Here is a 26,368-nt window from a genome sequence, read left to right on the forward strand (position 1 = left end):
CGCTCACTTCGGCGCTTTGACGAAACGACGCAAGAGCAGGCCGCGCCACAGCCCCTTGCCGGGATGATAATTCCAGCAGAACCAGCCGGCGTTTCGGCCGTATCCGCGATGGTCCAGGAAATAGCAGTAATCGCGTTCGGCTGTCGTCATGGCCCGATGTGGACAGGGGCCAGGGAAAAGTTCAAGCGTAAAGTCTTCCACCTCGCCGGTTTCGATCCGCGCGGTGCGCGCTTCTACCACCAAATGTATCGCGAGCAGGCGGAGCCGAACCGATCAGCCGCCCGACGATCCGGCCAAGGACGGGCATGAAGCTGATGTTCGACGCTATTGGGGTGTGACGGATGGGTGGAAAGGGGACCCGTTGAAGGGATGCAACGTGTTCCTGCGCAGGCAGGAACCCAGTCCACCTGTCAGAACTGGGCTCCTGCCTGCGCAGGAGCACGACAGCGTTTGCGGAAAGGGGTTGGTTTGCGGAAGGTCGGGTTTTGACGCGCAAAGGTCAGTTAGCCGACACGGGCGTGCCTATCTCAATCCCACCACAAATACCACCACTCCGATGACATGAGCGTCGCTGCAAGCGCAGACACCGTGCCGACACCTTGGTCTACGATGTCGGGGCAGTATGCATATTGATCTTTGGCGAGTGCCGTTGCTCGTTGGCGGGTGATCGGTCGCCTTCCCGCTCGCAAGTTCATCGTGTCGCCGTTGAGGCCAACCAGCTCCACGCCGAATTGTTCATGCCATGTCCGCAATGCTGCGACATGATATTCTGGAGGCGGGCAGGCGTTCCAGTCCCCCCATCGCAGATAGGCTGGAACCTCCCAACTCGACCTAGTCGGGATGAGTATAATGTGGACCCTGTCGTGGAATTTGCCGGAGAGGATGTCGGTTGCGATGGTCGGCCCCGGAGGATCATTGTCCACCCTCGATGGCCACGAGCCTATTGGCGCGGTCAGGTCTTCAGGTTTGTATGCGCCTGACCACGTTTGCAGATCGGTGGGAAACCGTAGCGTTGTGGCGGCTGTCAAAATCTCATCGGGCGAACGCAACGACAGGCCCGGTATAGTTGCACCTGAAACAGCATGGTCAGCTATTGTAAACTGGCCTGCGATTTGTTCGAGGTCTTCATCGTCACCGACGATAACCGGCCACCCTCGACCCGCCCCTTTCAACTTCTCCCACTCTATCAACGCCGCTGCGCCCGGAACAGTGATCCGTTCATACTTGAACGCTGCCATCATTCGAGCATGCATGGCTTCATATTCCGCCCGCTGCTTAGGCGTTAGATGGCTGAGGTCAGGGTTCATCTGCTGAGCTTGGCTCCCCCGTGCGCCGAACAGACCCACAGCCGCAATTCCGCCAATCACTGATCTTCGCGTCAATGTCATGCTAGCAGCATCGCACACGATCTTTAATGTCTGCAACGGGCGTGGCAAAGATCGATAACAAAAGGCAAACAATGGTCGTAAGCCGACATCGCGGCACGCCGTTCGCCAAAGCACCGTAGCGCAAGTTCGACGCACGGGCCCTTTTTCTCTCTTGCCCGATTAACTGTCGATAATGCTCCTTAGGTAAGCGCTGTGCGCCAGAAATGCGATCGAGCCGGGCTCGGTGATGCCCACACGCGTCCGTGGCCGCTTGCCAACGAAATCCTTTTCGATCGCCACATAGCCTGCCGTCTCCAGCGTCGAGAGATGCGTCGAGAGATTGCCATCGGAAGCGCCCGTCAGTGCCTTCAACCGCGTAAACTCCAGGGGTCCATCCTCCCGCGCTGCATTCAGCGCGGCCATGATCTTCAGCCGCAGCGACTGGTGGATCACTTCATTCGGCGCCGTCATGGTCATGCCCGGCGCAGCCAGAGGCCGCCCAGAACCAGGCCACCGCCGCCGGCCGCTGCGATCCAGAAGGCGATCGCTTCGCGTTCGACGATGAGCCCCAGGATCAGAAGCGCGAACATCGCCGCACCGATCCAGCGGAAGCGGGGCAAGCCCAGGCTTCCGAGCAGGACATAAACGAACGCCGCCACCAGCCCTGGAAAAGCGAGAAAAACGAGCGGATCGGCGGGCTGGAACAACAGCAAGCAGGTGGCGATGAACGCCATTGTCGTGGCGATCAGCCACAGAATATGCGCCGCCTGAACCGCACCCGCCGCCGGATTGCTGGCCACCGAGCGCTGCGCCCGCAGGGCGACGATATAGCTGGCGATCGCCCCGACCAGCCCAATCGGCACCCAGACCGACCCCCAGCGTTCGGGCGGAAGCAGCCCGCAGGCGGCGTAGCCGATCGCCCACAGGACACCGCCGAGCACTAGATGCGGGCTCGCCTTGGCATAAGCGCTGCCCGCGCTGGTGCGGCGATGGACCTGCTTCATATCGCGCAGAGCTTCGGCGGCTTCGGACTTGCTGATCATCATATCGACTCCGGTTGACACATGATCCTATGGAGCAAAAAAGTACTTTGTCAAACAAAGTTATTTGTTGATAGATGTCATGAAACGCAGTGTCGCTCTGCTTTTCCCTAAACGAGCTGCGAGTTTCACGATCGATCGCGCGATCCGCGAATGACTAGAATCCCAGGATCGGAACCCTCTCCGCCAACATCGGCATCCCCTGTGTCCCAAAGGTAACAGGCTCCTGAAAAACCATCCTATTTCCTCGAACCGGCGGCAGATTCAGCCTGTCCTATTCCGCCCGGCCCGGCCTAAGCCGCAGCCCTCTTTGAAACGTCCGACACATTGTCACCCGGCCTACGCGCGCCCAGGCACGCGCGCGCATATGGTGTGAACTTCGACGGAAAACAGCGGAAATATCAGCCTTTTATCCGCCCCACCATTGCCTGCCCGGCCACACGCTGCCGCAGATAGCGGCGCTTCAACAGCACGCTCGCCACCAGCAGCGGCACGCCCAGCATGATGCAGATCGCGCCCAGCATCGGCGGCCAAAGCCCGAACAGGCTGTGCATGTTCAACGCGGATGGCGCCAGTACCAGCAGGAAGCCCGCCGTCAGCAACCATAATCCCCAGCGGCGCGGCCTGACCGCGATCATGCGCATCTCGTGCCGGTGCGCCTTGCGCCCTTCCTTGGTCGACAGATCGGGATGCTTCATCGCGGACCACTAAAGCGGAAAAGGCGACCTGCTGTCCAGCGTCAGAACGGGGCTTTCGTTCGCTCTCCGCTTGGGCTACATGCGGGCTATCCCCGGGGGACCGTCCACAGGCGGTTGAGAGGCGGCTGACGTGGCCGCGACCCGCTGAACCTGATCCGGATAAGACCGGCGTAGGGAGGGAACGGCTTGTTCGCTTGCAGCAACCCGCGCCCGCCCTCCGCCCCGATGCGAAGAAGAGGACGGCAAGCCATGGACAGCATTTCCGTCCTGACCCTGCGTCTGGCCGAAGCCATCGGCCTCTACATGATCGTCATCGGCATAGGCGGCCTCGTTGCGCCGCAACGCTGGCGGCAGATGATGGACGATCTGGAACGCTCGCCGGGACTGGTGATGGCGCTCGCCTTTCCGGTTTTCGCGGTCGGCGCGGCGCTCGTCCTTATCCACAGCATCTGGCGCGATCCGCTCTCGATCGTCGTTTCGGCCATTGGCTATGTCGCGCTGATCGAAGGGGCGCTGCTGCTCGCCATTCCCGACCCGCTGCTGAAGATCGGCCGCTGGTCGCTCAATTCCACACGAGCCTGGGCGATCGCCAGCATCGTTCTTGGCATTCTCCTCTTCCTCGCCGGCCTTACCGGCCGCGCCACCGTCATCGCCTGAAAGGAAAGCATATGGCCGACGTTCCAGCTCGCACCGAAATGCGCGTCACCACCGGACCCATTCGCGGATCGCGCAAGATTCATATCGGCCCCCTGAAGGTCGCCATGCGGGAGATCGACCTGGAACCCGGCAGCGGGGAGCCGCCCGTCCGCGTCTACGACACCTCCGGCCCTTATACCGATCCCGATGCCCGGATCGACATCATGGCGGGCCTGCCGCAACTGCGCCGCGACTGGATCATCGGCCGGGGTGATGTCGAGGAATATGACGCCCGTGCCATCCTGCCTGAGGATAATGGTCTGAAGGGTCCGGACCGCAGCGGCGGCGTTCAGCCCTTCCCCAACACGGTCAAGCGTCCGCTGCGCGCCAAGCCCGGCATGAACGTTTCCCAGATGCACTATGCCCGCCGCGGCATCATCACGCCGGAGATGGAATATGTCGCCGAGCGCGAGAATCTGGGCCGCGCCCGCCTCGCCGAATATGTCCGCGACGGACAGGATTGGGGGGCGTCGATCCCCGACTATGTGACGCCGGAGTTCGTCCGCGATGAAGTCGCCCGCGGCCGCGCCATCATCCCCAGCAACATCAACCACCCGGAATCGGAGCCGATGGCGATCGGCCGCAATTTCCTGGTGAAGATCAACGCCAATATCGGCAACAGCGCCGTCGCCTCCGACGTGGCGAGCGAAGTCGACAAGCTGGTCTGGTCGATCCGCTGGGGTGCCGACACGGTCATGGACCTCTCCACCGGCCGCAACATCCACGACACGCGCGAATGGATCATGCGCAACTCGCCCGTGCCGATCGGCACCGTGCCGATCTACCAGGCACTGGAAAAGGTCGGTGGTATTGCCGAGGAACTGACCTGGGAAATCTTCCGCGACACGCTGATCGAGCAGGCCGAGCAGGGCGTCGACTATTTCACCATCCATGCGGGCGTGCGCCTGCCCTATATCCCGATGACGGCGAAGCGCGTCACCGGCATCGTCTCGCGCGGTGGGTCGATCATGGCGAAATGGTGCCTCGCCCATCACAAGGAAAGCTTCCTCTACGAGCATTTCGACGAGATCACCGAGATCATGAAGGCCTATGACATCGCCTACAGCCTTGGCGACGGCCTGCGCCCCGGATCGATCGCGGACGCCAATGACGAAGCGCAGTTCGCCGAACTCTACACGCTGGGCGAACTGACCAAGCGCGCCTGGGAACAGGATGTGCAGGTGATGATCGAAGGGCCGGGCCATGTGCCCATGCACAAGATCAAGCAGAATATGGACAAGCAGCTTGAGGCCTGCGGCGAGGCGCCCTTCTACACATTGGGGCCGCTCACCACCGACATCGCACCGGGCTATGACCATATCACATCGGGCATCGGCGCGGCGATGATCGGCTGGTACGGCACGGCGATGCTCTGCTACGTCACGCCCAAGGAGCATCTGGGCCTGCCCGATCGCGACGACGTGAAGGTCGGTGTCGTCACCTACAAGCTCGCCGCCCACGCCGCCGATCTGGCCAAGGGCCACCCCGCCGCCAAGGTCCGCGACGACGCCTTGAGCCGCGCCCGCTTCGAGTTCCGCTGGCGCGACCAGTTCAACCTGTCGCTCGATCCCGACACGGCCGAGAAATATCACGACCAGACGCTCCCGGCGGAAGGCGCCAAGACTGCCCATTTCTGCTCCATGTGCGGCCCCAAATTCTGCTCGATGAAGATCACGCAGGAAGTCCGGGATTTCGCGGCGAAGCAGAACCAGCCGGCAGACAGCTTCATCGCGGCCGAGGATGCGGAAAAGGGCATGAAGGAAATGAGCCAGGTCTTCCGCGAAACCGGCGGCGAGCTGTACATGGGTGCCGGCGGCCGCGAGCATGATTGAGCGCGCGGCTGCCTCTGGCCAGGCGTGATTGACCGGGACGCTGGTCGGGGGCGGTCCTGCTCCTGACTGGCGCTCCGGCAGAGGCCGTGCCGCAACAGGGCGCGTAAAGCCGGACTTGTCCCGGCCGAGCCCGCCAGCACAGCCAAGGTGTTGACAGCGCACCCGGCCAATCAAAGGTGATCGACTGGCGCGCGTTTTTCGATTTTCGGCTAAATTCGGGCTGCACTGCCCTCAAAAAGGCAGGAAAACTGGAGCGGGCGAAGGGATTCGAACCCTCGACCCCAACCTTGGCAAGGTTGTGCTCTACCCCTGAGCTACGCCCGCTCTGGCGGCCGGAGGAAGTGTCCCTCTCGGCGGGTGGGGGGCAACTAGCAGCGGCTTCCCACCTCGGCAAGGGAGAATCTGCATAAAGTCATTTTTTTCCGCTCAGGCCCGATTTGCCCCCACGCCCTCACGACTTTATCCGGCTTGCGGCCTGGCGGTGATCCAACCTATGCTACCATTTTGCCCGTTAAATCATTGAGCAACGACGGATATGATCGCTCTTCGCCCTGGAGGCGGAGCGCCGGAGGAGGAGCACGCATGCCAGAACCATTGACCCGCCGTGGCCTGCTTCAGGGCAGCGCGGCGGCGGCCGCTGCCGTTCCCGTGCTGGGCGAGGCGCAGGCCGCAGCGTCCGGCCGCCCGCAAAGCCAGAAGGAGCAAGCCCGCATGAGCGCAGTAGGACTGACCGTGAACGGCCGCGAGGTGCATCTGCAACTCGATCCCCGCACGACCCTGCTCGACGCGCTGCGCGAACATCTGCACCTGACCGGCACGAAAAAGGGCTGCGACCACGGGCAGTGCGGCGCCTGCACCGTGATCGTGGAGGGGCGGCGGATCAACAGCTGCCTCACCTTGGCCGTGATGCATGAGGGCGACCATGTGACCACTATCGAGGGTCTCGGCACGCCGGAGAAGCTTCACCCCATGCAGCGCGCCTTCATCACCCATGACGGCTATCAATGCGGCTATTGCACGCCCGGCCAGATCTGTTCCGCGGTGGCTGTGCTGGCGGAGATTGAGGCTGGCATACCCAGCCATGTTACCGAGGAGTTGGACCGGGTGGCCTTTTCCGAGAGCGAAGTGCGCGAGCGGATGAGCGGCAATATCTGCCGCTGCGCCGCCTATCCCAATATCGTCGCGGCGATCAGCGAAGTCGCCGGCCAAGGAACGGGGAAGGACAAGGCATGAGGCCCTTCACCTACAGCCGCGCCGCCAGCGTCGAGGAGGCGGCAAGCACCGCTGCCGCCACCCAGGGCGCGCGCTTCATCGCGGGCGGCACCAATCTGCTCGACCTGATGAAGCTTCAGATCGAGACGCCCACCCATCTGATCGACGTCAACCACCTCGGCCTTGATCGTATCGAGCCGACGGCGGAAGGCGGCATCAGGATCGGGGCGATGGTCCGCAATACCGATCTGGCCGCCGACAAGGTCGTCCGCCGCGATTATGCGGTATTGAGCCGGGCCCTGCTGGCGGGCGCTTCGGGGCAGCTGCGCAACAAGGCGACGACGGGCGGAAATCTGCTCCAGCGCACCCGCTGCCCCTATTTCTATGACACGCGCATGCCCTGCAACAAGCGTGTTCCGGGCAGCGGCTGCGGCGCGCTCAAGGGGATGAGCCGCAGCCTCGCCATATTGGGGACCAGCGATGCCTGCATCGCCCAGCACCCTTCCGACATGGCGGTGGCGCTTCGCCTGCTTGACGCGCAGGTCGACGCCGTGGGGGCCGACGGCAGCCGCCGGTCCATCCCGATCGCCGATTTCCACCTGCTGCCCGGCGAAACGCCGCATATCGAAAATGCGTTGAAACCCGGCGAACTCATCACGTCCGTCACGCTGCCCACGCCCCTGGGCGGCACCCATGTCTATCGCAAGGTGCGCGACCGGGCCTCCTATGCCTTCGCGCTGGTCTCCGTCGCGGCGGTGTTCGCGAAGGACGGGCAGGCGCGCTTCGCCTTCGGCGGCATAGGGGCCAGGCCCTGGCGCACCGATGCCGCCGATGCGGCGGCTCCATCCGGCGCGGCGGCCGTGGCGGAGGCTGCGCTCACCGGCGCGCGTCCCACGGCGCATAATGCGTTCAAGCAGCAACTGACCGCCCGCACGCTTGCTTCGATCTACCGTCAGAAGGGGGCCTGAGCCATGAAGTTCGACACGCCCGCCACCACCAACCCGATCGACCGGGGCCGCGTCATCGGCATTCCCCATGACCGCATTGATGGCGCCGCCAAGGTCACCGGAACCGCACCCTATGCCTATGAGCGGCATGATGCCGCGCCCAATGCCGCCTATGGCTGGATGGTCGGATCGGCCATCGCCAAGGGGCGGATCAGCGCCATGGACCTGCGCGCCGCCGAAGCCGCGCCCGGGGTGCTGGGCATCGTCACGCACCAGAATGCCGGACCGCTTGGCAAGGGCAATCATAACACGGCCCATCTGCTCGGCGGTCCGCAGATCGAACATTATGAACAGGCGGTGGCGCTGGTGATCGCCGACACGCTGGAAAATGCGCGCGACGCCGCGCGGCTCGTCCGCATCGACTATGCGCCGGAACAGGGGCGTTTCGATCTGGCGGTGGAACGGGACAAGGGCTCAGCCCCGCAGGACGGCGACGGAACTTCCGATACCAGGACGGGCGATTTCGAGGCCGGCTTTGCCAAGGCTGCGGTGAAGATCGACCAGCACTACACCACGCCCGACCAGAGTCACGCGATGATGGAACCGCATGCGACGATCGCCGCCTGGAACGGCGACCGGCTGACGCTCTGGACATCGAACCAGATGATCGCGTGGAGCGTGGGAGATCTGGCAAAGACGCTGAAGATTCCCAAGGAGAATATCCGCCTTGTCTCGCCCTATATCGGTGGCGGCTTCGGTGCGAAGCTGTTTCTGCGCGCCGATGCATTGCTGGCGTCGCTGGGCGCGCGCCTGGTCGGGCGGCCGGTCAAGGTGGCGATCGCGCGGCCGCAAATCCCCAACAACACCACCCATCGGCCCGCCACCATCCAGCGCATCCGCATCGGCGCCGACCGGCAGGGGGTGATCGACGCCATCGCCCATGAGGTGTGGTCGGGCGACCTGCCGGGCGGCGAGCCGGAAATGGCTGCGCAGCAGACGCGCCTGCTCTATCGCGGCGCCAACCGGATGACGGCGCATCACCTGGCCACCCTCGACCTGCCGGAGGGCAATGCCATGCGGGCGCCGGGCGAGGCCGTCGGCCTTCTGGCGCTGGAGGTCGCGATGGACGAACTGGCGGAAGCCTGCGGTGTCGATCCGGTGGAACTGCGCATCCGAAACGATGTGCAATATGATCCCGAAGCTGGGCCGCAGCGTCCCTTTTCCAGCCGGAAACTGGTCGAATGCCTGCGTGAGGGGGCTGCCCGTTTCGGCTGGAACCGCCGCAAACCCAAGCCGGCGCAGGTGCGCGACGGCCGCTGGCTGGTCGGCATGGGTGTCGCCTCCGCTTTCCGCAACAATCTGGTGGTCAAGTCGGGCGCGCGTATCGGCGTCGATGCCAAGGGGCATGTGACGGTCGAAACCGACATGACCGACATCGGCACCGGCAGCTACACCATCATCGGCCAGACGGCGGCGGAAATGCTGGGCGTGCCGCTGGAGTCCGTGACGGTGCGGCTGGGCGACAGCCGCTTTCCCGCCTCGGCCGGGTCGGGCGGGCAATGGGGCGCCAACAGCGCCACGGCGGGGGTCTATGCCGCCGCCATGGCTCTGCGCGCCATGCTGGCGGAAAAGGCGGGCTTTCCCGCGGAAAAGGCGCTGTTCGAGGATGGTCTGGTGCGGCTGGGCAACCAGTCCCAGCCGCTCGGAACGCTGGCGGGAGGCCAGGGCCTCTGGGCCGAGGACAGCATGGATTATGGCGACCTTACAAAGCGCTATGCGCAGGCGACGTTCGGGGCGCATTTCTGCGAAGTGGGCGTCGACATCGACACGGCCGAGGTGCGCATCCGCCGCATGGGCGGGGCCTTTGCCGCCGGGCGTATCCTCAACCCCAAATCGGCGCGCAGCCAGGTGATCGGCGCGATGACCATGGGCGTGGGTGCCGCCCTCATGGAGGAGCTCAGCGTCGACACGCGGTTCGGCTTTTTCGTCAACCATGACATGGCCGAATATCTGGTGCCCGTGCATGCAGACATCCCGCATCAGGATGTGCTGTTCGTCGAGGAACTGGACGACAAGAGTTCCCCGATGAAGGCCAAGGGTGTCGGAGAGCTGGGCATTTGCGGGGCAGGGGCCGCGGTCGCCAATGCGATCTACAATGCCACGGGGGTTCGCCTGCGCGACTATCCACTGACGATTGACAGGATTCTCGCGGCGTCAACCGGAAATAGGGTCGCTTGAACTTCCTACGCGGCGCCCCTAGTCCCTGTCCCAAAGAGAGGAAAGGGGCGCCCATGAAATATCTTACGCTGTCGCTGGTTCTGGCCGCAATTCCGACGATCGCGACGGCGGGGGAGGCTCCTGATCCCGACCGTATCGTCGTGACGGGAGAGGGGCTGTCCCTGCCGCCGGGCACGCCCGCTTATGGATCGGTGATCATCGACCGGGACCGCCTGACCAACAGCGCCTCCGGGCGGATCGAAAGCGTGCTGGGCGACGTGGCGGGGTTCCAGCAATTCCGCCGCTCCGACAGCCGCTCGGCCAATCCCTCGGCGCAGGGGGCGACGCTGCGCGCCCTGGGCGGCAATGCCTCCAGCCGGACATTGGTGCTGCTCGATGGCGTGCCGATGGCGGATCCCTTTTTCGGCTATATTCCGTTCAGCGCGCTGGTGCCGGACCGCCTGTCGGTGGTGCGGGTCACGCGCGGCGGTGGTATAGGGGCCTTCGGCGCGGGCGCGGTCGCCGGGACCATCGAACTCGCCAGCGCCACCCGTGACCAGCTGCCGACCTTGGCCGCGAGCGCCTTCTACGGCAGCAAGGACGCGACCGAACTGACCGCCAGCCTGACGCCCGACCTGGGCGGCGGCTATGTCTCGCTGTCGGGTCGCTGGGACCGGGGCGACGGCTTCCAGACCACGCCGAAGGACCAGCGCGTCGCCGCTACCGCGCCCGCCGCCTATGACGGCTGGTCGACCAATTTGCGCGCCGTCGCGCCGCTTTCCGCGACGTCGGAAATCCAGTTTCGCGGCACCATCTTCCACGACGAACGGACGTTGCGCTTCAAGGGCGCCGACAGCATGAGCGAAGGGCAGGACGCCAGCATCCGCTTCATCTCCCGCGGCGCGTGGCAGGTTGATGCGCTCGCCTATATCCAGGCGCGCAACTTCTCCAACATCGTGATTTCGGCGTCCACCTTCCGCAAGTCGCTGGACCAGCGGAACACGCCCTCCACCGGCATCGGCGGCAAGATCGAGCTGCGCCCGCCGGTCGGCCCCGACCATGTGCTGCGCGTCGGCGCGGATACCCGCTTCGCCACCGGCGATATGTTCGAGGACGCCTATAACGCCAATATCGCGGCCAACCCCGTGACCTCCCGGCGTCATGCGGGTGGCGAGCAGATGACGACCGGGCTCTTCGCCGAGGATGACTGGACGCTGGGCCGGCTGGTCCTGACGGGCGGCGTGCGTGCCGATCGCTGGACGATCAGCAACGGTTTCTATCGCGCCACTGGCGCCGGCGCGGCGAACAACAGCTTTGCCGACCGCTCCGATTGGCAGTTTTCCGGAAGGGCTGGCGCGCTCTACCGGATCAGCGATGCGGTCGCCCTGCGTGGCGCGGCCTATAGCGGTTTCCGCCTGCCGACACTCAACGAACTCTACCGGCCGTTCGTGGTCTTCCCGATCACGACCCGTGCCAATGCCGCGCTGACGCCTGAAAAGCTGAAGGGCGCAGAGGCGGGTGTCGACGTCACCCCCGTTCAGGGCCTCACCCTTTCCGTCACCGGATTCATCAACCGGCTGGACGACGCCATCGCCAATGTCACCCTCACCAATGTCGCCAACACGCGGGAGCGGCAGAATGTCGACCATATCACCGCCAAGGGCGTCGAACTGACCGCCATCGGCCGCGTGAGCGATTTCCTGCTTTCGGCATCCTACGCCTACAGCCACAGCATGGTGCATGCGCCGGGCATGGGCTTTGACGGCCTGACACCGGCGCAAAGCCCCCGCCATGCGGCGAGCGCCACGCTGGCGTGGGAGCCGAAGGAGGGACCGGCGCTCTCCGCCACGCTCCGTTATGTCAGCAAGCAATATGAGGATGACCTCCAGAAGGACGTGTTGCCCCATGCGCTGACCGTCGACGCGGTGGCGCGCCTCCCGCTGGGCCATGGCGTGACCCTGGTCGCGCGGGGCGAGAATCTCTTCGATGAGGAGGTGGTCACCCGCAATGCTGCGGGATCCATCGACCTCGGCACGCCGCGGACCCTGTGGATCGGTTTCCGCTTCGCAAGCTGAGGTGCAACAGTTCAGGGTCGCAACCGCTCCACAATCGCCCGCGCGGCCCGCGTGACATCATCCCAGGTCACGTCGAAGCCCGCATCGTCGCCGAAATAGGGATCGGTCACGCCGCTCCCCTCGCGTCCTGGCACCATGTCCATCAGCAGCCGCAGTTCCGCCGTCCCGTCTGACGGCCGAATCCGCCTGAGGTTGCGAAGGTTCTCCGCGTCCAGCGCGAAGACATGATCGAACCGCCGGAAATCCGCCGCCGTCACCTGCCGCCCGCGATAGCCGGAAATGTCGATCCCATGTTGCAGCGCCACGGCCTGCGCCCGCCGGTCGGGCGGCGATCCGACATGCCAGTCGCCGGTCCCGGCCGAATCCACCGTCAGCGGAAGGCCGGCCCGCTGCGCCTCCGCCCGAAGCGCCGCCTCCGCCAGCGGCGAGCGGCAGATATTCCCCAGGCACACGAACAGGACCGAAGCGCTCATCCTTCCGCCGCTGCCGTGCTGAGCCCGAGATGTGGCACGCCGATCGACCGCCGTCCGCCGAAATCGGTGCGCGCCACGATCACGCCCAGCTTCTCCATATAGTCGATCAGCCGCCGCACGCGCCCCGGCGAACTGGTGCCATAGGCGCGCGCCAACGCCACATCGTCGGGGCAGGGCAGTCCCTGCATCGCCGCGCGCGCGATGAGGAGGAAGGGCGCGAGCATGTCCTCCGGCAAGGCTTCCGCCGCCTTCATCGCATCGGTCCAGCGCGGATCACCGGCGTCGAACATCCCGGCCTGCGCCATGGCGAAGCGTTTGCGAAAGGCCGGCAGGTCGAGCGGCGGCTGGCGCAATCCCTTCATCCGGCACCGGACGCCGAAATCCTGGTAGAGCGTCGATACGCTCGGCTGCGCTTCCCCCAGATCGGCGACGATCTCCTCCAGCACGGCGATCACGATCGGCTCATTCTGTCCGAAATCCAGCTCGGGCGCGGCCGGCTTGGCCGACGGCGCGGCGGCGAGGGCGCGCATCAGTTCCTCGGCGGGCAGGGGCGGTGGTTCGGCACGCGGCGGCGGCGGGGGCATGACCTCTTCCTCGCCCGCGCCCGCGAACAGCAATTCCTGCAAATCCTCCGTCGCCGCGACCGGCGGCGGCATCAGCTTGTGCGTGCCGCCACGGGTGCTGGTCTTGACCGATCCGATCTTCACCGCCACCGGCCGTCGGCAGATGGCCGGCCCCAAAGCCAGGAAGCGCCCGCGCTCCAGATCGCGGATCTGCTCCGCCTGCCGCCGCTCCATGCCCAACAGATCCGCCGCCCGCGCCATATCGATGTCCAGGAATGTGCGCCCCATCAGGAAATTCGACGCCTCGGCCGCGACATTCTTGGCGAGCTTCGCCAGGCGCTGCGTCGCGATCACCCCGGCAAGGCCGCGCTTGCGTCCCCGGCACATCAGGTTCGTCATCGCCGCCAGGCTGAGGCGGCGCGCCTCATCCGACACGTCCCCTGCCGCGACGGGCGCGAACATCTGCGCCTCGTCCACCACGACCAGCGCCGGATACCAATGGTCGCGGGGCGCATCGAACAGCGTCGACAGGAAGGATGCGGCGCATTTCATCTGCGCCTCCAGTTCCAGCGATTCGAGGCTCAGCACCACGGATGCGCGGTGTTCGCGGATGCGCATCGCCATCTTGACGATCTCGCGCTCATTATAGTCGCCCGCGTCGATCACCACATGGCCATATTCATCCGCCAGCGTGACGAAATCGCCTTCCGGATCGATCACCACCTGCTGAACCAGCGCGGCGCTTTCCTCCAGCAACCGGCGCAGCAGATGCGACTTGCCCGATCCCGAATTGCCCTGGACGAGCAGCCGGGTGGCAAGCAATTCCTCGACATCGACCAGAACGGCGTTGCCGTTGCTGTCGGTTCCTATGCTGATGCTGGCGGTCACGCATGTCCTTTGGCCCAGCCGGTGGCCCTTGCGCAACCCCGCACGACGACCTCCGGCATGCTTCTGGTTGCGCGATCGGGCACTGCGGATCGGGGGAAGCGCTTGACCATTGCATTGTTGCGATGCAGCATCGTTCCTCCATGGCGACTCCTGCATCCTCCTCCGCTCCTGCGATCACGCAGAATCCCGACATCCGCTATCTCGGCCGTCTGCTGGGCGATGTGATCCGCGCCTATGGCGGGGAGAAGATCTACAAACAGACCGAATATATCCGCTCTGCCTCGGTCGACCGGGCGCGCGGCCTGCATGGCGCCGACGTGGTCGATACCGGCCTCGACGCGCTGAGCCTCGACGATACGCTCAGCTTCGTGCGTGGCTTCATGCTGTTCTCGATGCTCGCCAACCTCGCCGAAGATCGCCAGGGCGTTGCCGCCGAACCGGGGGCCGACGTCGCATCGGTGGTCGCGAAGCTGGAGTCGCACGGCATAGAACGCGAAGCCGTGCTCGACCTTCTGTCCCACGCCCTGATCGTGCCGGTGCTGACTGCCCACCCGACCGAGGTGCGGCGCAAGAGCATGATCGACCACAAGAACCGCATCGCCGACCTGATGGCGCTCAAGGATGCGGGGCGGACGGAAACCGATGAGGGCGAGAATCTGGACGAGGCGATCTTCCGCCAGATCGCGCTATTGTGGCAGACGCGGCCGCTGCGCCGCGAAAAGCTGTTCGTCGCGGACGAGATCGAAAATGTCCTCGCTTATTTCCGCGACGTGTTCCTCCCTGTCTTGCCCGCGCTCTATGCCCGGTGGGAACGGGTGCTGGGCGCGCGTCCCCAGAGTTTCCTGCGCGTGGGCAACTGGATCGGCGGTGATCGCGACGGCAATCCGTTCGTCCAGGCGCCCCAGCTCCGACTGGCGCTGGTCAAGGGCTGTGAGGCTGCGCTGGGCTTCTATATGGACGCGCTCCACGCGCTGGGCGCGGAACTGTCGCTGTCCACCGAACTGGCCCATGTGTCTCAGGCGGTGCTCGACCTGGCCGACGCCAGCGGCGACATGTCCCCCAGCCGTCAAGACGAACCCTATCGCCGGGCGCTTTCCGGCATCTATGCCCGCCTGGCCGCAACGCACCGGTCGCTGGTGGGCAAGGCGCCAGCGCGCCCCTCGGCACTCAAGGGCGAACCCTATGCCAGCCCTTCGGACCTGCGCCGCGATCTGGTGACGGTGGCGCAGGGCCTGGCGAGCGAGGGCAATGGCGCGCTGGCGACCGGCGGCGCGCTCGGTCGCCTGATCCGGGCGCTGGAAACCTTCGGCTTCCACCTTGCCACGCTCGACATGCGGCAGAACAGCGATGTTCATGAAGGCGTGGTGGCCGAACTGCTGAAGGTCGCGGGCGTCGAGGCGGATTACGCCAGCCTCGACGAATATGCCCGCATCGCGCTGCTCCGGCGGGAACTGGCGAACAACCGGCCGCTCGGCACGCCTTTTTTCGAATATTCGGAAAGGACCGCGTCCGAACTCGCCATCGTGCAGGCCGCGGCGGAGGCGCACCGCATCTACGGCCCGCAATGCATCACCCACTATATCATCTCCAAGGCGGAGAGCGTTTCCGACCTGCTCGAAGTCAACATCATCCTCAAGGAAGCGGGCCTCTGGCGCGCGGGGACCGATGGTGCCCCGCCGCAGGCGGCGATCATGGCCGTTCCCCTGTTCGAAACCATCGCTGACCTGGAGGCCGCGCCCAAGATCATGGGCGCCTATTTCGGCCTGCCCGAAATAGGCGGCGTGGTCCGGGCGCGGGGTCATCAGGAAGTGATGATCGGCTATTCCGACAGCAACAAGGATGGCGGCTACATCACCTCCACCTGGGGGTTGTTCCAGGCGAGCAAGGCATTGGCCCCCGTCTTTGCCGAGGCGGGCACGGCGATGCAGCTTTTCCACGGCCGCGGCGGCGCGGTCGGCCGCGGCGGCGGTTCCTCCTTCGCGGCGATCCAGGCGCAGCCCAAGGGCACGGTCCAGGGCCGCATCCGCATCACTGAACAGGGTGAGGTGATCGCCGCCAAATTCGGCACCCGCGACGTCGCCATGACCAATTTGGAGGCGATGACCAGCGCGACCCTGCTCGCCAGCCTGGAACCCGAAATCCTGTCGGATCGTGACGCGGCCCGCTTTGCCGCGGCCATGGACGAACTGTCGAAGACCGCCTTCGCCGCCTATCGCGACCTTGTCTATGGCACCGACGGCTTCAAGGAATTCTTCCGGCAGTTGACCCCTATCCAGGAAATCTCCGGCCTCAAGATCGGTTCCCGGCCCGCCAGTCGTACAAAGAGTACGCGGATCGAGGATCTGCGAGCCATTCCCTGGGTGTTCAGCTGGGCCCAGGCGCGGGTGATGTTGCCGGGCTGGTACGGTGTCGGCCACGCGCTTGCCGCCTTCGAGGACAAGGCGTTGCTGGCGGACATGGCGCAGCACTGGTCGTTCCTGCAATCGGCGCTCGCCAATCTGGAAATGGTGCTTGCCAAGTCCGATCTCGGCATCGCCGCCCATTATCTGCCGCTGGTGGAGGATCAGGTGCGAGGCGTGGAGATTTTCGGCCGCATCCGCGACGGCTGGGACAAGGCGCATGACGGCCTGCTCGCCGCCACTGGCCAGACCCGCCTGCTGGAGAAGAATGCCAAGCTGGACACGTCGATCCGCCTGCGCCTGCCCTATATCGAGCCGCTGAACCTGCTGCAGGTCGAACTGATGAAGCGCCACCGCAGCGGTGAGGACGACCCGCGCATCAAGGAGGGCATAGAATTGTCGATCAACGCGATTGCGACGGCGCTGAGGAACAGCGGCTGATGTCCTGAAGCGTTTTCCAGTCGGGCATGCCCATGCCTCAGCCGGGGAATCTCACCTGTCCTGGTCCTGGTAGGCCATCTGCAAAATCCCCCAATGCCGTCCGCGCACGTGGATGGAAGCGATGACCTGCTTCAGCAAGATGACCTCGCCCGCCGCGTTCAGCCGCCGATAGGCCTTGATGCAGAAGGGTTGTGTGATCCGGCACTGTTCGCGCGTGTCGGGAAAGTCGAAGATCAGCCCCTGGCGCGAATATTCGAAATTCCAATTGTCGTCGCCCGACCGCTGCGGATGCGATCGTTCCGGCATGGCGACCGCGCCGAAGCTGTTGCGGTCGGTGAAGGTCATGCCGAACAGCCCCGGAAAGGCGCGCGCCCGTTCCTGCTGCGCCCGTGCCGCAGGGATCAGCACCGGCTGCACCGGATGGCTATATTGCACCGGCTGCGTTTCGGGGATGGGCATATAGGTTTCGCTGAACAGTTCGCCTTCCGTCAGGTGGCCTTCCACAATGGCCAGTTCCAGCGCGTCGCTTACCGCCTGCGCCGCGCCCAGGCAGAAGTCGATATAGGGCGTGTCGGCAATCTCGACCCCGCTTTCCGCCATTAGTTGCAGCAGTTGGTTGGTGTCCTCGCTGGCGATCGAGATACGGGAGGACAGCCTCTGCAGGCCGCCCGCATTGTCGGTCGATGTGCTTGCCAGCGCCGCCAGCCCGCCGCGAATCTCGCCTGCCGACGCGACGATGGAGGTGATGCGTTCGGCCACGGTCTCGCTGTTGCTGGAAAGATCCTGCATCAACGCGCCGAGCCGTTCGACCAGCAGTTCGATATTCTTGGTGTCGTTGAGAGCGGTACGCGCCGTTTCCGCGCTGTGGACAATGCCTTCCAGCATCTTGCCCGCCTCGCCGGTCAACGCGCCGATCGACCGATCGATCGTCTGGGTGGCGGTCGCGGTTTCCTGCGCCAGTTTCTTGACCTCCGCCGCCACCACGGCAAAGCCGCGCCCGGCGTCGCCCGCGCGCGCCGCTTCTATGGTGGCGTTCAGCGCCAGCAAATTGGTCTGGCTGGCAATGCCGCTGATCACGCTGGTGACATGGGCGACGGTCTTCAGCGCCTCGCGAAAACCGTCCAGCTGGGCATGAACGCTGCTCACCCGCTCGATCAGGTCGACGAAATTGCCGTTGGCGTCCGACAATTGGCGTCCGGAATCCTGGATGATGCTGCGCGCGGCCACGGCCTTTTCGCGCGCATCCTGCCCTGCCAACGACACGCTTTCGCCGTCGCGGGAAAGCTGCGCCGCCGCGCCGCTGATCGCCTCTATGGTGCGCGCCTGGTTGGTGACGCGCTCCGCCAGTTCGCTGATGTCTGCCTGCAGGTCGAGCGTACGGATGCCCAGGTCGCCCGACAGCCTGGCCACCTTCATCACCGCCTGCTCGATATTCCGGTTTCTTGCCTGGTTTTCCACGCCGGCCGAGCTATCGGACGTTGGTAAAATATCCGTTAGCGATGCGGCGGGCCGTTACAGTGCGCCCGCCAGCGCCAGCACGACGCCGGTGGCCACCAGGATCAGTCCCATCGCCTCGCTGCGCTTCATCCGCTCGCCCAGATAGAAATGGCCGAAGCCCAGCGTGAAGGCGACCTCCACCTGCCCGACGATCCGCACCAGCGCGACCGGCGCCGTGGCGAAGCCGGTGAACCAGCAGGCCGAACCCAGCGCGGACAACAGCCCCACCTGTCCGGAAATGCGCCAGCCGCGCAGCACCTTGCGCATTTCGCCAGGTTCGCGCAGCAGCAGGAAGCCGCCCTGCATCATCGTCTGCATCGCCACGGTGACGACCAGCACGATCAGCGCGGCCAGGATCGGGTCCGCGTCCGCGCCGCCCCCCACCTCCTGCGTCGCCCGCCGGATGGCGATCGCGGTCAGGGCGAAGAAGAAGCCGGATGCGATCCCGCACAGGGCCGCCGGCTGTCCCAGGGCGCTGATGAAGCCGGGTCTTTCACCTCCGATCGACAACAGCATGATGCCCGCCACGCCGCAGCCTATCCCCACCCAGGCCAGGGGAGGCAGGCGCTCCCCCATCAGCAGGAAGGACAGGATGGCCCCCTGCACCGCCTCCGTTTTGGAATAAGCGGTGCCGACGACGAAATTGCGATGGGCAAAGGCCATGATCAGCAGATTGGTCGCGATGATCTGCGCCAGCCCGCCGCCCAGGCAGAACAGCAGGAAGGACGGATCGGGCGAGGGGAGGGGACCGGAAAAGATCAGCCGATGACCCGCCAGCAGCAGCATCGTGAACGGCAGGCCATAGAGATAGCGCACCAGTCCCGCCGCGTTGACGGACATCTCCCTGCTCACGCGGCGCTGCACCGCGGTCCGCCACGCCTGGATCGCGCCCGCCAGCAATGTCGCCGGAAGCCAGATCATCTATCCTTCCCCCCGTTCCCGTCCTGCGACGGGGAGGACAAGGCGAAGCTCATGCCCCTTCGAGAAGGCCTTCCTTCCTGATCTTCTCCTGCCACACCAGCGGAGCGAGGCGGTGGACATTCTGGCCTTCGCTGTCGACGGCGACCGTGACGGGCATGTCCTGCACCTCGAACTCGTAGATCGCCTCCATGCCCAGATCCTCAAAGCCGACCACCTTGGCCGCCTTGATCGCGCGGGCGACCAGATAGGCGGCGCCGCCGACCGCCATCAGATAGGCGCTCTTGTGCCTGGCGATCGAGTCCGTCGCGGCGGGACCACGCTCGGCCTTGCCGACGCAGGCGGCGAGGCCCTGTTCCAGCATCATGTCCATGAATTTGTCCATGCGGGTCGCGGTCGTAGGGCCAGCGGGGCCAACCACCTCGTCGCGCACCGGATCGACCGGACCGACATAATAGATGACGCGGCCCTTGAAATCGACCGGCAGCTCCTCGCCACGGCTCAACATGTCCTGGATGCGCTTGTGCGCCGCGTCGCGTCCGGTCAGCATCTTGCCGTTGAGCAGCAGGCGGTCGCCATGCTTCCAGCTCTGCACCACTTCCGGCGTCAGCCTATCCAGATCGACGCGGATCGCTTCCTTGCTCGGTTTCCAGTCGACCTGCGGCCATTCGCTGATCTTCGGCGCTTCCAGATAGGCCGGGCCTGAACCGTCCAGCGTGAAATGCGCATGCCGGGTGGCCGCGCAGTTCGGGATCATCGCCACCGGCTTGCCCGCCGCATGGCAGGGATAGTCGTAGATCTTGACGTCCAGCACGGTCGCCAAGCCGCCCAGGCCCTGCGCGCCGATGCCCAGTGCATTGACCTTGTCGAAAATCTCGATGCGCAGCTTCTCGATCTCGTTCTGTGGTCCGCGCGCCTTCAATTCGCCCATGTCGATGGGGTCCATCAGCGATTCCTTGGCCAACGCCACCGCCTTTTCCGCGGTGCCGCCGATGCCGATGCCCAGCATGCCGGGCGGGCACCAGCCCGCGCCCATCTGCGGCACCATTTCCAGTACCCAGTCGACGATCGAATCGCTGGGGTTCATCATCTTGAACTTGGTCTTGTTCTCCGACCCGCCGCCCTTGGCCGCGACATCGACGATCACCTTGTCGCCGGGCACCATCTCGACGTTCAGCACGCAGGGCGTATTGTCCTTCGTGTTGACGCGGCTGAAGGCGGGATCCTTCAGGATCGAGGCGCGCAGGCGGTTTTCAGGATTGAGATAGGCGCGGCGCACGCCTTCATCGACCACGTCCTGCATGGATCGGCTATTGTCGTCCAGTCGGCAGTCCATGCCCCATTTGATGAAGACATTGACGATGCCGGTGTCTTGGCAGATCGGGCGATGGCCTTCGGCGCACATGCGGCTGTTGGTAAGGATCTGGGCGATGGCGTCCTTGGCCGCCGGATTGGCCTCCGCTTCATAGGCTTTGCCCAGCGCGCGGATATAATCCATCGGATGATAGTAACTGATGAACTGAAGCGCGTCGGCAACGCTCTCGATCAGATCGGCGGTCTTGATGACGGTCATCTACCCTGGTCCCTAGTCTAAGGCCCACCCTGCACGGCGGGTCCATGCAGGGGAGCGGCTAGTAGGGAATCGCGCCCGAGTCCAGTAGCGGCAGGGAACGGGCGGCCGCCCTGAAGGCGTGGGGCGCCGATGCCGGTTTCTTCGCCTGCGGCGCAGTGGAGGTCGTGACCGATCCGGCGCTGACTGCCGGCCGCCAGGCGCTATGAGCGGCCGCTCAAGGCCTGGGCAGGCGAGGACTGACGGCGCCGATGCGCTGGATTCCCTGCTTTCCGCGACTTCCTGACCAGCGATCGGTTCCGGTCGCCTGGCAATCCCTAATCGGCAAAGGGGAACATATGCCACCATGGTTCCTTTTCGCGCAGCACCCGCGCAAAGCTCTCCCGCGCCTCCAGCCGTTCCAGATAGGCGCGCAGTCGGGGAAAGCCGCCCCGCATGGGCTCGATCCTGTCCGCATAGAAGAGCGCAGGCGCCGCCGCGCAGTCGGCGAGGGTGAAGTCGTCCCCCGCCGCCCATCGCCGCCCCGCCATCCTGTCCTCCAGCAGGGCATAGGCCTTGCCCAGCATCCGCCGCGCTTCCCCGACGCCGTGGGTGTCATGGGCGACGCCCTCCGGCCGGATCTTGTCCGCGACGATCGCCTGCATCGGCGTCATGACATAGATGTCGAACAGCCGGTCCATCAGCCGCACCTCCAGCGCCGCATCGCCTTCCTGCGGGATCGGGTGGAACGGCCCTGGATGATGCTGCCCCAGATATTCGACGATGATGCTGGTTTCGGCGATCGTCCTGTCCCGCGCCTCGTCGCGCAGCACGGGGAACTTGCCAAGCGGCCACAGCGCCAGCCAGGACTGCGCCGCCGCCGCATCGTCGAGTGCGCGCGGTTCGAAGGCCGTGCCGTTTTCGTAAAGCGCTATCAGCACCTTCCAGCTGCAGGAGGAGAGGGGGTGATAGTAGAGAATCATGTCGGCTCCTCTCATGTCGCAATGCTTTTGCCGCCCCCTCCGCCATAACCTGTCATGCGTCCGTCATGAAGCGCCATGGGCAGAATCGGCCGGCCCGCGCAATTGCGTGGCAAGCCAAATTTATTTTCGTCCCCCAATTGTCCCTCTTGTCTTTTGCAAAGCCGAGGAAAGTCGGCGCGTCGCTGCGCTGCGACGTGCCGAACCGTCGACGAGATGACTCCCGGCGTCGATGAGCTGAGTCCCCGAACTGTCATTTACCCCCTTGAAAGGAAATGAAGCTGTGGCACTATCCCTTGTATCGGGTTAACGGGGGTTACCCAACAGATTGTGATTGCACCGGCCGGGCTCCTTCCCGGAGGGAGGCTGTTTTTGCCTTGCGATCCGCTCTGCTGGCCCCATCTCCGTGCCTGACCGGGTCGATAATGCTACATTCGTTCGGCCCGGCCGGCACCGGCTTGACCGAATCGAACGAAACAGGAACATTCGGGGGAGTTGGTCATGGATTTTCGAGACAGCGAACAGGTGAGTGCAGGCGACGTGGCAACCGTGATTGACGAAGTGGTCGAAACCGTGGCGGACAAGAAGAAGGCCCCAGTTCCTTCGGAACAGGCACCGGTGGATCAGGCGCCGGCGCCCAAGGCCGATCCCACGCCCGGCTCGTCCACCGTGCTGGAGCGGCGTTTCCATGTCGTGACCGATGCTGGCCGCGACGCTCTGCTGACTGAATTCGGCAAGGATACGCTGCAGGACCGCTATCTGCTGCCCGGCGAGTCCTATCAGGATCTGTTCGCCCGCGTCGCGGCCGCCTATGCCGACGATGCCGACCATGCCCAGCGCGTCTACGACTATATCTCGCGCCTCTGGTTCATGCCCGCCACGCCTGTCCTCTCCAACGGCGGCACCGGCCGCGGCCTGCCCATCAGTTGCTATCTGAACAGCGTCGACGACAGCCTGGAAGGTATCGTCAACACCTGGAACGAAAATGTCTGGCTCGCCTCGCGCGGCGGCGGCATCGGTACCTATTGGGGCAATGTGCGCGGCATTGGCGAGCCGGTCGGCCTCAACGGCAAGACCAGCGGCATCATTCCCTTCGTCCGGGTGATGGACTCGCTCACCCTCGCCATCAGCCAGGGCAGCCTGCGCCGCGGTTCGGCCGCCTGCTACCTCGACATCTCCCATCCGGAGATCGAGGAGTTCCTGGAAATCCGCAAGACCAGCGGCGACTTCAACCGCAAGGCGCTGAACCTGCACCACGGCGTCCTCCTGACCGACGAGTTCATGGAAGCGGTGCGCGACGGCAAGGATTTCGCCCTGCGCAGCCCGAAGGACCAGTCGGTGCGTGGCAGCGTCAACGCCCGCGCGCTGTTCCAGAAACTGGTGGAGGTCCGCCTCGCCACCGGCGAACCCTATATCGTCTTCAACGACACCGTGAATCGCACGATGCCCAAGCATCATCGCGATCTGGGCCTCAAGGTGTCGACATCGAACCTGTGTTCCGAAATCACTTTGCCGACGGGTCGCGACCATATCGGCAATGACCGCACGGCTGTCTGCTGTCTCTCCTCGCTCAATCTCGAAACATGGGATGAGTGGAAGGACGACGGGCGCTTTGTCGAGGATGTCATGCGCTTCCTCGACAATGTGCTGCAGGACTATATTGACCGCGCGCCGCCGGAAATGGCGCGGGCGAAATATAGTGCGAGCCGTGAACGGTCAGTGGGCCTGGGGGTGATGGGGTTCCACTCCTTCCTCCAGGCCCGGGGGCTTCCCTTTGAAGGCGCCATGGCGAAAAGCTGGAACCTGCGCATCTTCAAGCATATCAACGAGAAGGTGAACGAGGCCTCGATGCAGCTCGCGGTCGAGCGCGGCCCGTGCCCGGACGCCGCCGACATGGGCGTGATGGAGCGGTTCAGCTGCAAGATGGCGATCGCGCCCACGGCGTCGATCAGCATCATCTGCGGCGGCGTGTCCGCCTGTATCGAGCCTATTCCGGCGAACATCTACACGCACAAGACGCTGTCCGGCAGCTTCTCGGTCAAGAATCCCTATCTGGAAAAACTGCTGGTCGAAAAAGCGAAGGATTCGACCGCCGTCTGGAATTCGATCCTGGAAAAGGGCGGCAGCGTCCAGCATCTCGACTTCCTTAGCCAGGAAGAAAAGGACACGTTCAAGACCAGCTTCGAGATCGACCAGCGCTGGCTGCTCGAACTGGCTGCCGACCGCACGCCCTATATCGACCAGGCCCAGTCGCTGAACCTGTTCATCCCGGCGGACGTGGAAAAATGGGACCTCCTCATGCTCCACTACCGGGCGTGGGAACTGGGCATCAAGTCGCTTTATTATCTGCGCTCCAAGTCGGTCCAACGCGCTGGCTTCGCAGGCGGCGTGGAGGCCGACAACACCATCGACGCCCCGAAATTCGAAATTGGCGAGACCACCGACTATGACGAGTGCCTCGCCTGCCAGTGATGATTTTCGGTCAAAGTGGTACTTTGACCGAGCAGGAGGATCGTGGTGACGCAGTTGGCCGTCATGGCTGCCATAGGGATGGGAATGCTTCTCCTGGGCATTTCCAGTTTGCGACGGAAGCCTGATGAAAGCGTTTCATTGGCTGAAGCTGCGATCCTCAAAGCGGCCGGAACCGAGCCGCTTCCATTGACCGCGTTTGGTCGGATCATGAACCGCGTTCATGCGTGGCTTCTGACCGTAATTGGATTTATTATTGCGCTGATTGGCCTTGCCGCTGCGCTCACCTGATCGCCCGGAGTAACCACCATGCCTCTTCTTCAAGCCAGCAAGGTCTACAAGCCCTTCGAATATCCCTGGGCCTATGAGTTCTGGAAGCGCCAGCAGCAGCTTCACTGGCTGCCGGAGGAAGTGCCGCTGGGCGAGGATTGCCGTGATTGGGCGCAGAAGCTTTCCGACCATGAGCGCAATCTGCTGACGCAGATCTTCCGCTTCTTCACCCAGGCCGACGTGGAGGTGCAGGACTGTTACCACGAAAAATATGGCCGCGTTTTCAAGCCGACCGAAGTCAAGATGATGCTGACCGCCTTCAGCAACATGGAAACGGTCCACATCGCCGCCTATTCGCACCTGCTCGACACCATCGGCATGCCCGAAAGCGAATATAGCGCCTTCATGCAGTATAAGGAGATGAAGGACAAACACGACTATCTCCAGCAGTTCGGCGTCGACACGGACGAGGATATCGCCAAGACGCTGGCCATGTTCGGCGGCTTTACAGAGGGGCTCCAGCTCTTCGCCTCCTTCGCGATGCTGATGAACTTCCCGCGCTTCAACAAGATGAAGGGCATGGGCCAGATCGTAAGCTGGTCCGTCCGGGACGAGACTCTGCATTGCGAGGGCATTGTCCGCCTCTTCCATGCCTTCGTGAAGGAACGCGACTGCCTGACCGCGTCGGTCAAGGACGACATCATGGACATGTGCCAGAAGACCGTCCGCATCGAGGACGCCTTCGTCGACCTGGTCTTCGAAATGGGCCCGGTCCCCGGCATGACGCCCAAGGACATCAAGAAATATGTCCGCTACATCGCGGATTGGCGGCTGGGGCAGCTGGGCCTCAAGCCCATCTACATGATCGACGAGCACCCGCTCCCCTGGCTGACTCCGCTGCTTAACGGCGTGGAGCATGCCAATTTCTTCGAAACCCGCGCGACGGAATATTCGAAGGCGGCGACCCGCGGCCAGTGGAACGACGTATGGGATGCCTTCGACCGCCGCACCAAGCTCAAGGGCGGCACCGCCGCCAATGCTGACGAGGCGGGCGATCCGGACATGTTCAAGGCGGCGGGGATCGCGGCGGAGTAATCGCGAAACGGGAAAGGCGGCGCCGCGACAGCGGTGTCGCCCTTCGACCAAGGGAAATGCTTTCCTGACAGCCGCCGGCCGGCAAACTGACCCCTATATGAACGCTGCGTTTTGTTCCGTTCATGAAACATTTATCCGCCTTGGTTTGTTGTGCTCCCATCGATAATTGGACCGTGGGAACCAGAGATGAGATTCAACCTGAAAGCCGCTTTCGCCGCCCTGTCGCTTGGCGCGGTAACCTTGAGCGCTGCTCCGGCAGCCGCTGATCCGCCGCCATGGGCGGGGCATGGTCGCGGTGGGGAGCGCGGTCATGGCCGCGACGACTGGAAGCATGGAGGGCGTCACGACAATGGCCGTCACGAAGGCTGGCGCCGTCCTGGCGGCGTGATCTACAGCTATGACTGGAACCGGCCGGACCCGCGCTATGGCCGCTATTATCGGCCCGATCGCTATTATCGCGACGGCTATGAGCCGATCCGCGTGACCCGTTCCACCCGCATCTATCGCGGCTATGACGACCGCTATTATTGCCGCCGTTCGGACGGCACCACCGGCCTGATCGTCGGCGCGGCGCTGGGCGGCCTGCTTGGTGGTCAGCTCGACCGCGGCCGTTCGAACACGGCAGGCATCCTGATCGGTGCAGGCGCTGGCGCGCTGCTGGGTCGGGAAGTCGATCGCGGCAATCTGAACTGCCGCTAAACCGCGGGGGAGGGCGAAGGCCCTCCCTCAACGAACCGCCCGA

The 26,368-nt window shown here is 64.4% G+C and carries 22 protein-coding genes, 1 tRNA gene and 1 riboswitch; of the genes, 11 read left to right on the forward strand and 12 right to left on the reverse strand.

The features are described from left to right. Positions 1–3: 3 nt before the first annotated feature. From MRBLMC3_RS23020 to MRBLMC3_RS16970, 5 genes are all read right to left on the reverse strand, one after another. Positions 4–243, reverse strand: coding sequence for a hypothetical protein (locus MRBLMC3_RS23020; RefSeq protein ID WP_414714662.1), 240 nt, complete (start codon positions 241–243; stop codon positions 4–6). A 284-nt stretch (positions 244–527) separates the two neighbouring features. Then, complete coding sequence (locus MRBLMC3_RS16955) at positions 528–1,307, reverse strand: DUF4253 domain-containing protein (RefSeq protein WP_363830683.1); 780 nt, start codon at positions 1,305–1,307, stop codon at positions 528–530. 240 nt (positions 1,308–1,547) lie between these two features. After that, entirely contained in the window at positions 1,548–1,838 is a 291-nt protein-coding gene (locus MRBLMC3_RS16960; protein WP_363830686.1) for a winged helix-turn-helix domain-containing protein, read from the reverse strand. A 2-nt stretch (positions 1,839–1,840) separates the two neighbouring features. Further along, the gene (locus tag MRBLMC3_RS16965) at positions 1,841–2,413 is read right to left on the reverse strand and encodes a hypothetical protein (protein WP_363830689.1); all 573 of its coding nucleotides are present in this window, start codon (positions 2,411–2,413) and stop codon (positions 1,841–1,843) included. A gap of 395 nt (positions 2,414–2,808) precedes the next feature. Beyond that, positions 2,809–3,105, reverse strand: a complete 297-nt coding sequence (locus MRBLMC3_RS16970; RefSeq protein WP_363738667.1) for a hypothetical protein — start codon at positions 3,103–3,105, stop codon at positions 2,809–2,811. A gap of 83 nt (positions 3,106–3,188) precedes the next feature. Next, positions 3,189–3,299: riboswitch (TPP riboswitch) on the forward strand. Between the two features lie 55 nt (positions 3,300–3,354). Between MRBLMC3_RS16970 and MRBLMC3_RS16975 the strand changes: the two genes are divergently transcribed. Both MRBLMC3_RS16975 and thiC read left to right on the forward strand, forming a co-directional pair. Further along, positions 3,355–3,762 (forward strand): DUF2065 family protein, encoded by a 408-nt coding sequence (locus MRBLMC3_RS16975; RefSeq protein WP_363738669.1) that lies wholly within the window; start codon positions 3,355–3,357, stop codon positions 3,760–3,762. An 11-nt stretch (positions 3,763–3,773) separates the two neighbouring features. Beyond that, complete coding sequence (thiC, locus tag MRBLMC3_RS16980; RefSeq protein ID WP_363830692.1) at positions 3,774–5,633, forward strand: phosphomethylpyrimidine synthase ThiC; 1,860 nt, start codon at positions 3,774–3,776, stop codon at positions 5,631–5,633. A gap of 249 nt (positions 5,634–5,882) precedes the next feature. Here the strand turns inward: thiC and MRBLMC3_RS16985 are convergent. Further along, positions 5,883–5,957 (reverse strand) — tRNA-Gly (locus MRBLMC3_RS16985). 258 nt (positions 5,958–6,215) lie between these two features. On the opposite strand from MRBLMC3_RS16985, the gene paoA reads away from it, so the two are divergent. The 4 genes from paoA to MRBLMC3_RS17005 are packed head-to-tail and all read left to right on the forward strand — an operon-like array spanning position 6,216 to position 12,084. Beyond that, entirely contained in the window at positions 6,216–6,866 is a 651-nt protein-coding gene (gene paoA / locus MRBLMC3_RS16990; protein WP_363830695.1) for an aldehyde dehydrogenase iron-sulfur subunit PaoA, read from the forward strand. Beyond that, positions 6,863–7,813 carry an FAD binding domain-containing protein gene (locus MRBLMC3_RS16995; protein ID WP_363830697.1) on the forward strand — a complete coding sequence of 317 codons (951 nt, stop codon included), beginning with the start codon at positions 6,863–6,865 and terminating at the stop codon, positions 7,811–7,813. Before paoA ends, MRBLMC3_RS16995 begins: the two co-directional genes overlap by 4 nt. Before the next feature lie 3 nt (positions 7,814–7,816). Then, on the forward strand, positions 7,817–10,030 hold the full coding sequence (paoC, locus tag MRBLMC3_RS17000; RefSeq protein ID WP_363830700.1) for an aldehyde oxidoreductase molybdenum-binding subunit PaoC: 2,214 nt from the start codon (positions 7,817–7,819) through the stop codon (positions 10,028–10,030). A 53-nt stretch (positions 10,031–10,083) separates the two neighbouring features. Further along, positions 10,084–12,084, forward strand: a complete 2,001-nt coding sequence (locus MRBLMC3_RS17005) for a TonB-dependent receptor plug domain-containing protein (protein ID WP_363830703.1) — start codon at positions 10,084–10,086, stop codon at positions 12,082–12,084. A gap of 11 nt (positions 12,085–12,095) precedes the next feature. Here the strand turns inward: MRBLMC3_RS17005 and MRBLMC3_RS17010 are convergent, their stop codons facing one another. Further along, positions 12,096–12,557 (reverse strand): low molecular weight protein-tyrosine-phosphatase, encoded by a 462-nt coding sequence (locus MRBLMC3_RS17010; RefSeq protein WP_363738683.1) that lies wholly within the window; start codon positions 12,555–12,557, stop codon positions 12,096–12,098. Continuing rightward, complete coding sequence (locus MRBLMC3_RS17015; protein ID WP_363738685.1) at positions 12,554–14,008, reverse strand: ATP-binding protein; 1,455 nt, start codon at positions 14,006–14,008, stop codon at positions 12,554–12,556. Before MRBLMC3_RS17015 ends, MRBLMC3_RS17010 begins: the two co-directional genes overlap by 4 nt. A 140-nt stretch (positions 14,009–14,148) precedes the next feature. On the opposite strand from MRBLMC3_RS17015, the gene ppc reads away from it, so the two are divergent. Next, a complete protein-coding gene (gene ppc / locus MRBLMC3_RS17020) occupies positions 14,149–16,848 on the forward strand; it encodes a phosphoenolpyruvate carboxylase (RefSeq protein WP_363738687.1) in 2,700 nt (899 codons plus the stop codon). 51 nt (positions 16,849–16,899) lie between these two features. Here ppc and MRBLMC3_RS17025 read toward each other — a convergent pair whose 3' ends face one another. From MRBLMC3_RS17025 to MRBLMC3_RS17040, 4 genes are all read right to left on the reverse strand, one after another. Then, entirely contained in the window at positions 16,900–18,264 is a 1,365-nt protein-coding gene (locus tag MRBLMC3_RS17025) for a methyl-accepting chemotaxis protein (RefSeq protein WP_363830706.1), read from the reverse strand. Positions 18,265–18,360: 96 nt separating this feature from the next. Further along, entirely contained in the window at positions 18,361–19,266 is a 906-nt protein-coding gene (locus MRBLMC3_RS17030) for a DMT family transporter (RefSeq protein WP_363755585.1), read from the reverse strand. A 49-nt stretch (positions 19,267–19,315) separates the two neighbouring features. Next, entirely contained in the window at positions 19,316–20,836 is a 1,521-nt protein-coding gene (locus MRBLMC3_RS17035; RefSeq protein ID WP_363755587.1) for a fumarate hydratase, read from the reverse strand. A gap of 314 nt (positions 20,837–21,150) precedes the next feature. After that, a complete protein-coding gene (locus tag MRBLMC3_RS17040; protein ID WP_363830708.1) occupies positions 21,151–21,795 on the reverse strand; it encodes a glutathione S-transferase family protein in 645 nt (214 codons plus the stop codon). 498 nt (positions 21,796–22,293) lie between these two features. Here MRBLMC3_RS17040 and MRBLMC3_RS17045 point away from each other — a divergent pair, with 498 nt between their 5' ends. The 4 genes from MRBLMC3_RS17045 to MRBLMC3_RS17060 all read left to right on the forward strand — a co-directional run bounded on the left by MRBLMC3_RS17045 (position 22,294) and on the right by MRBLMC3_RS17060 (position 26,325). Then, positions 22,294–24,264 (forward strand): ribonucleoside-diphosphate reductase subunit alpha, encoded by a 1,971-nt coding sequence (locus MRBLMC3_RS17045; protein ID WP_363738698.1) that lies wholly within the window; start codon positions 22,294–22,296, stop codon positions 24,262–24,264. A 45-nt stretch (positions 24,265–24,309) separates the two neighbouring features. Then, positions 24,310–24,552, forward strand: a complete 243-nt coding sequence (locus MRBLMC3_RS17050) for a hypothetical protein (protein WP_363830711.1) — start codon at positions 24,310–24,312, stop codon at positions 24,550–24,552. 18 nt (positions 24,553–24,570) lie between these two features. Continuing rightward, positions 24,571–25,626, forward strand: coding sequence for a ribonucleotide-diphosphate reductase subunit beta (locus MRBLMC3_RS17055; RefSeq protein WP_363738702.1), 1,056 nt, complete (start codon positions 24,571–24,573; stop codon positions 25,624–25,626). 186 nt (positions 25,627–25,812) lie between these two features. Further along, complete coding sequence (locus MRBLMC3_RS17060; RefSeq protein ID WP_363738704.1) at positions 25,813–26,325, forward strand: glycine zipper 2TM domain-containing protein; 513 nt, start codon at positions 25,813–25,815, stop codon at positions 26,323–26,325. The last annotated feature ends 43 nt before the right edge of the window (positions 26,326–26,368 follow it).

Source organism: Sphingobium sp. LMC3-1-1.1 (assembly GCF_040676285.1).
Taxonomy (GTDB): domain Bacteria; phylum Pseudomonadota; class Alphaproteobacteria; order Sphingomonadales; family Sphingomonadaceae; genus Sphingobium.

Bases quoted from the DNA above. Each gene is read 5' to 3' on its own strand.
- MRBLMC3_RS17055 (WP_363738702.1), top strand. From the start codon at position 24,571: ATGCCTCTTCTTCAAGCCAGCAAGGTCTACAAGCCCTTCGAATATCCC.
- MRBLMC3_RS16970 (WP_363738667.1), bottom strand. From the start codon at position 3,105: ATGAAGCATCCCGATCTGTCGACCAAGGAAGGGCGCAAGGCGCACCGG.
- MRBLMC3_RS17060 (WP_363738704.1), top strand. From the start codon at position 25,813: ATGAGATTCAACCTGAAAGCCGCTTTCGCCGCCCTGTCGCTTGGCGCG.
- MRBLMC3_RS17035 (WP_363755587.1), bottom strand. From the start codon at position 20,836: ATGACCGTCATCAAGACCGCCGATCTGATCGAGAGCGTTGCCGACGCG.
- MRBLMC3_RS17010 (WP_363738683.1), bottom strand. From the start codon at position 12,557: ATGAGCGCTTCGGTCCTGTTCGTGTGCCTGGGGAATATCTGCCGCTCG.
- MRBLMC3_RS17045 (WP_363738698.1), top strand. From the start codon at position 22,294: ATGGATTTTCGAGACAGCGAACAGGTGAGTGCAGGCGACGTGGCAACC.
- ppc (WP_363738687.1), top strand. From the start codon at position 14,149: ATGGCGACTCCTGCATCCTCCTCCGCTCCTGCGATCACGCAGAATCCC.
- MRBLMC3_RS17040 (WP_363830708.1), bottom strand. From the start codon at position 21,795: ATGATTCTCTACTATCACCCCCTCTCCTCCTGCAGCTGGAAGGTGCTG.
- MRBLMC3_RS17025 (WP_363830706.1), bottom strand. From the start codon at position 18,264: ATGAAGGTGGCCAGGCTGTCGGGCGACCTGGGCATCCGTACGCTCGAC.
- paoA (WP_363830695.1), top strand. From the start codon at position 6,216: ATGCCAGAACCATTGACCCGCCGTGGCCTGCTTCAGGGCAGCGCGGCG.
- paoC (WP_363830700.1), top strand. From the start codon at position 7,817: ATGAAGTTCGACACGCCCGCCACCACCAACCCGATCGACCGGGGCCGC.
- MRBLMC3_RS16955 (WP_363830683.1), bottom strand. From the start codon at position 1,307: ATGAACCCTGACCTCAGCCATCTAACGCCTAAGCAGCGGGCGGAATAT.
- MRBLMC3_RS16965 (WP_363830689.1), bottom strand. From the start codon at position 2,413: ATGATGATCAGCAAGTCCGAAGCCGCCGAAGCTCTGCGCGATATGAAG.
- thiC (WP_363830692.1), top strand. From the start codon at position 3,774: ATGGCCGACGTTCCAGCTCGCACCGAAATGCGCGTCACCACCGGACCC.
- MRBLMC3_RS17030 (WP_363755585.1), bottom strand. From the start codon at position 19,266: ATGATCTGGCTTCCGGCGACATTGCTGGCGGGCGCGATCCAGGCGTGG.
- MRBLMC3_RS16975 (WP_363738669.1), top strand. From the start codon at position 3,355: ATGGACAGCATTTCCGTCCTGACCCTGCGTCTGGCCGAAGCCATCGGC.
- MRBLMC3_RS16960 (WP_363830686.1), bottom strand. From the start codon at position 1,838: ATGACGGCGCCGAATGAAGTGATCCACCAGTCGCTGCGGCTGAAGATC.
- MRBLMC3_RS16995 (WP_363830697.1), top strand. From the start codon at position 6,863: ATGAGGCCCTTCACCTACAGCCGCGCCGCCAGCGTCGAGGAGGCGGCA.
- MRBLMC3_RS17005 (WP_363830703.1), top strand. From the start codon at position 10,084: ATGAAATATCTTACGCTGTCGCTGGTTCTGGCCGCAATTCCGACGATC.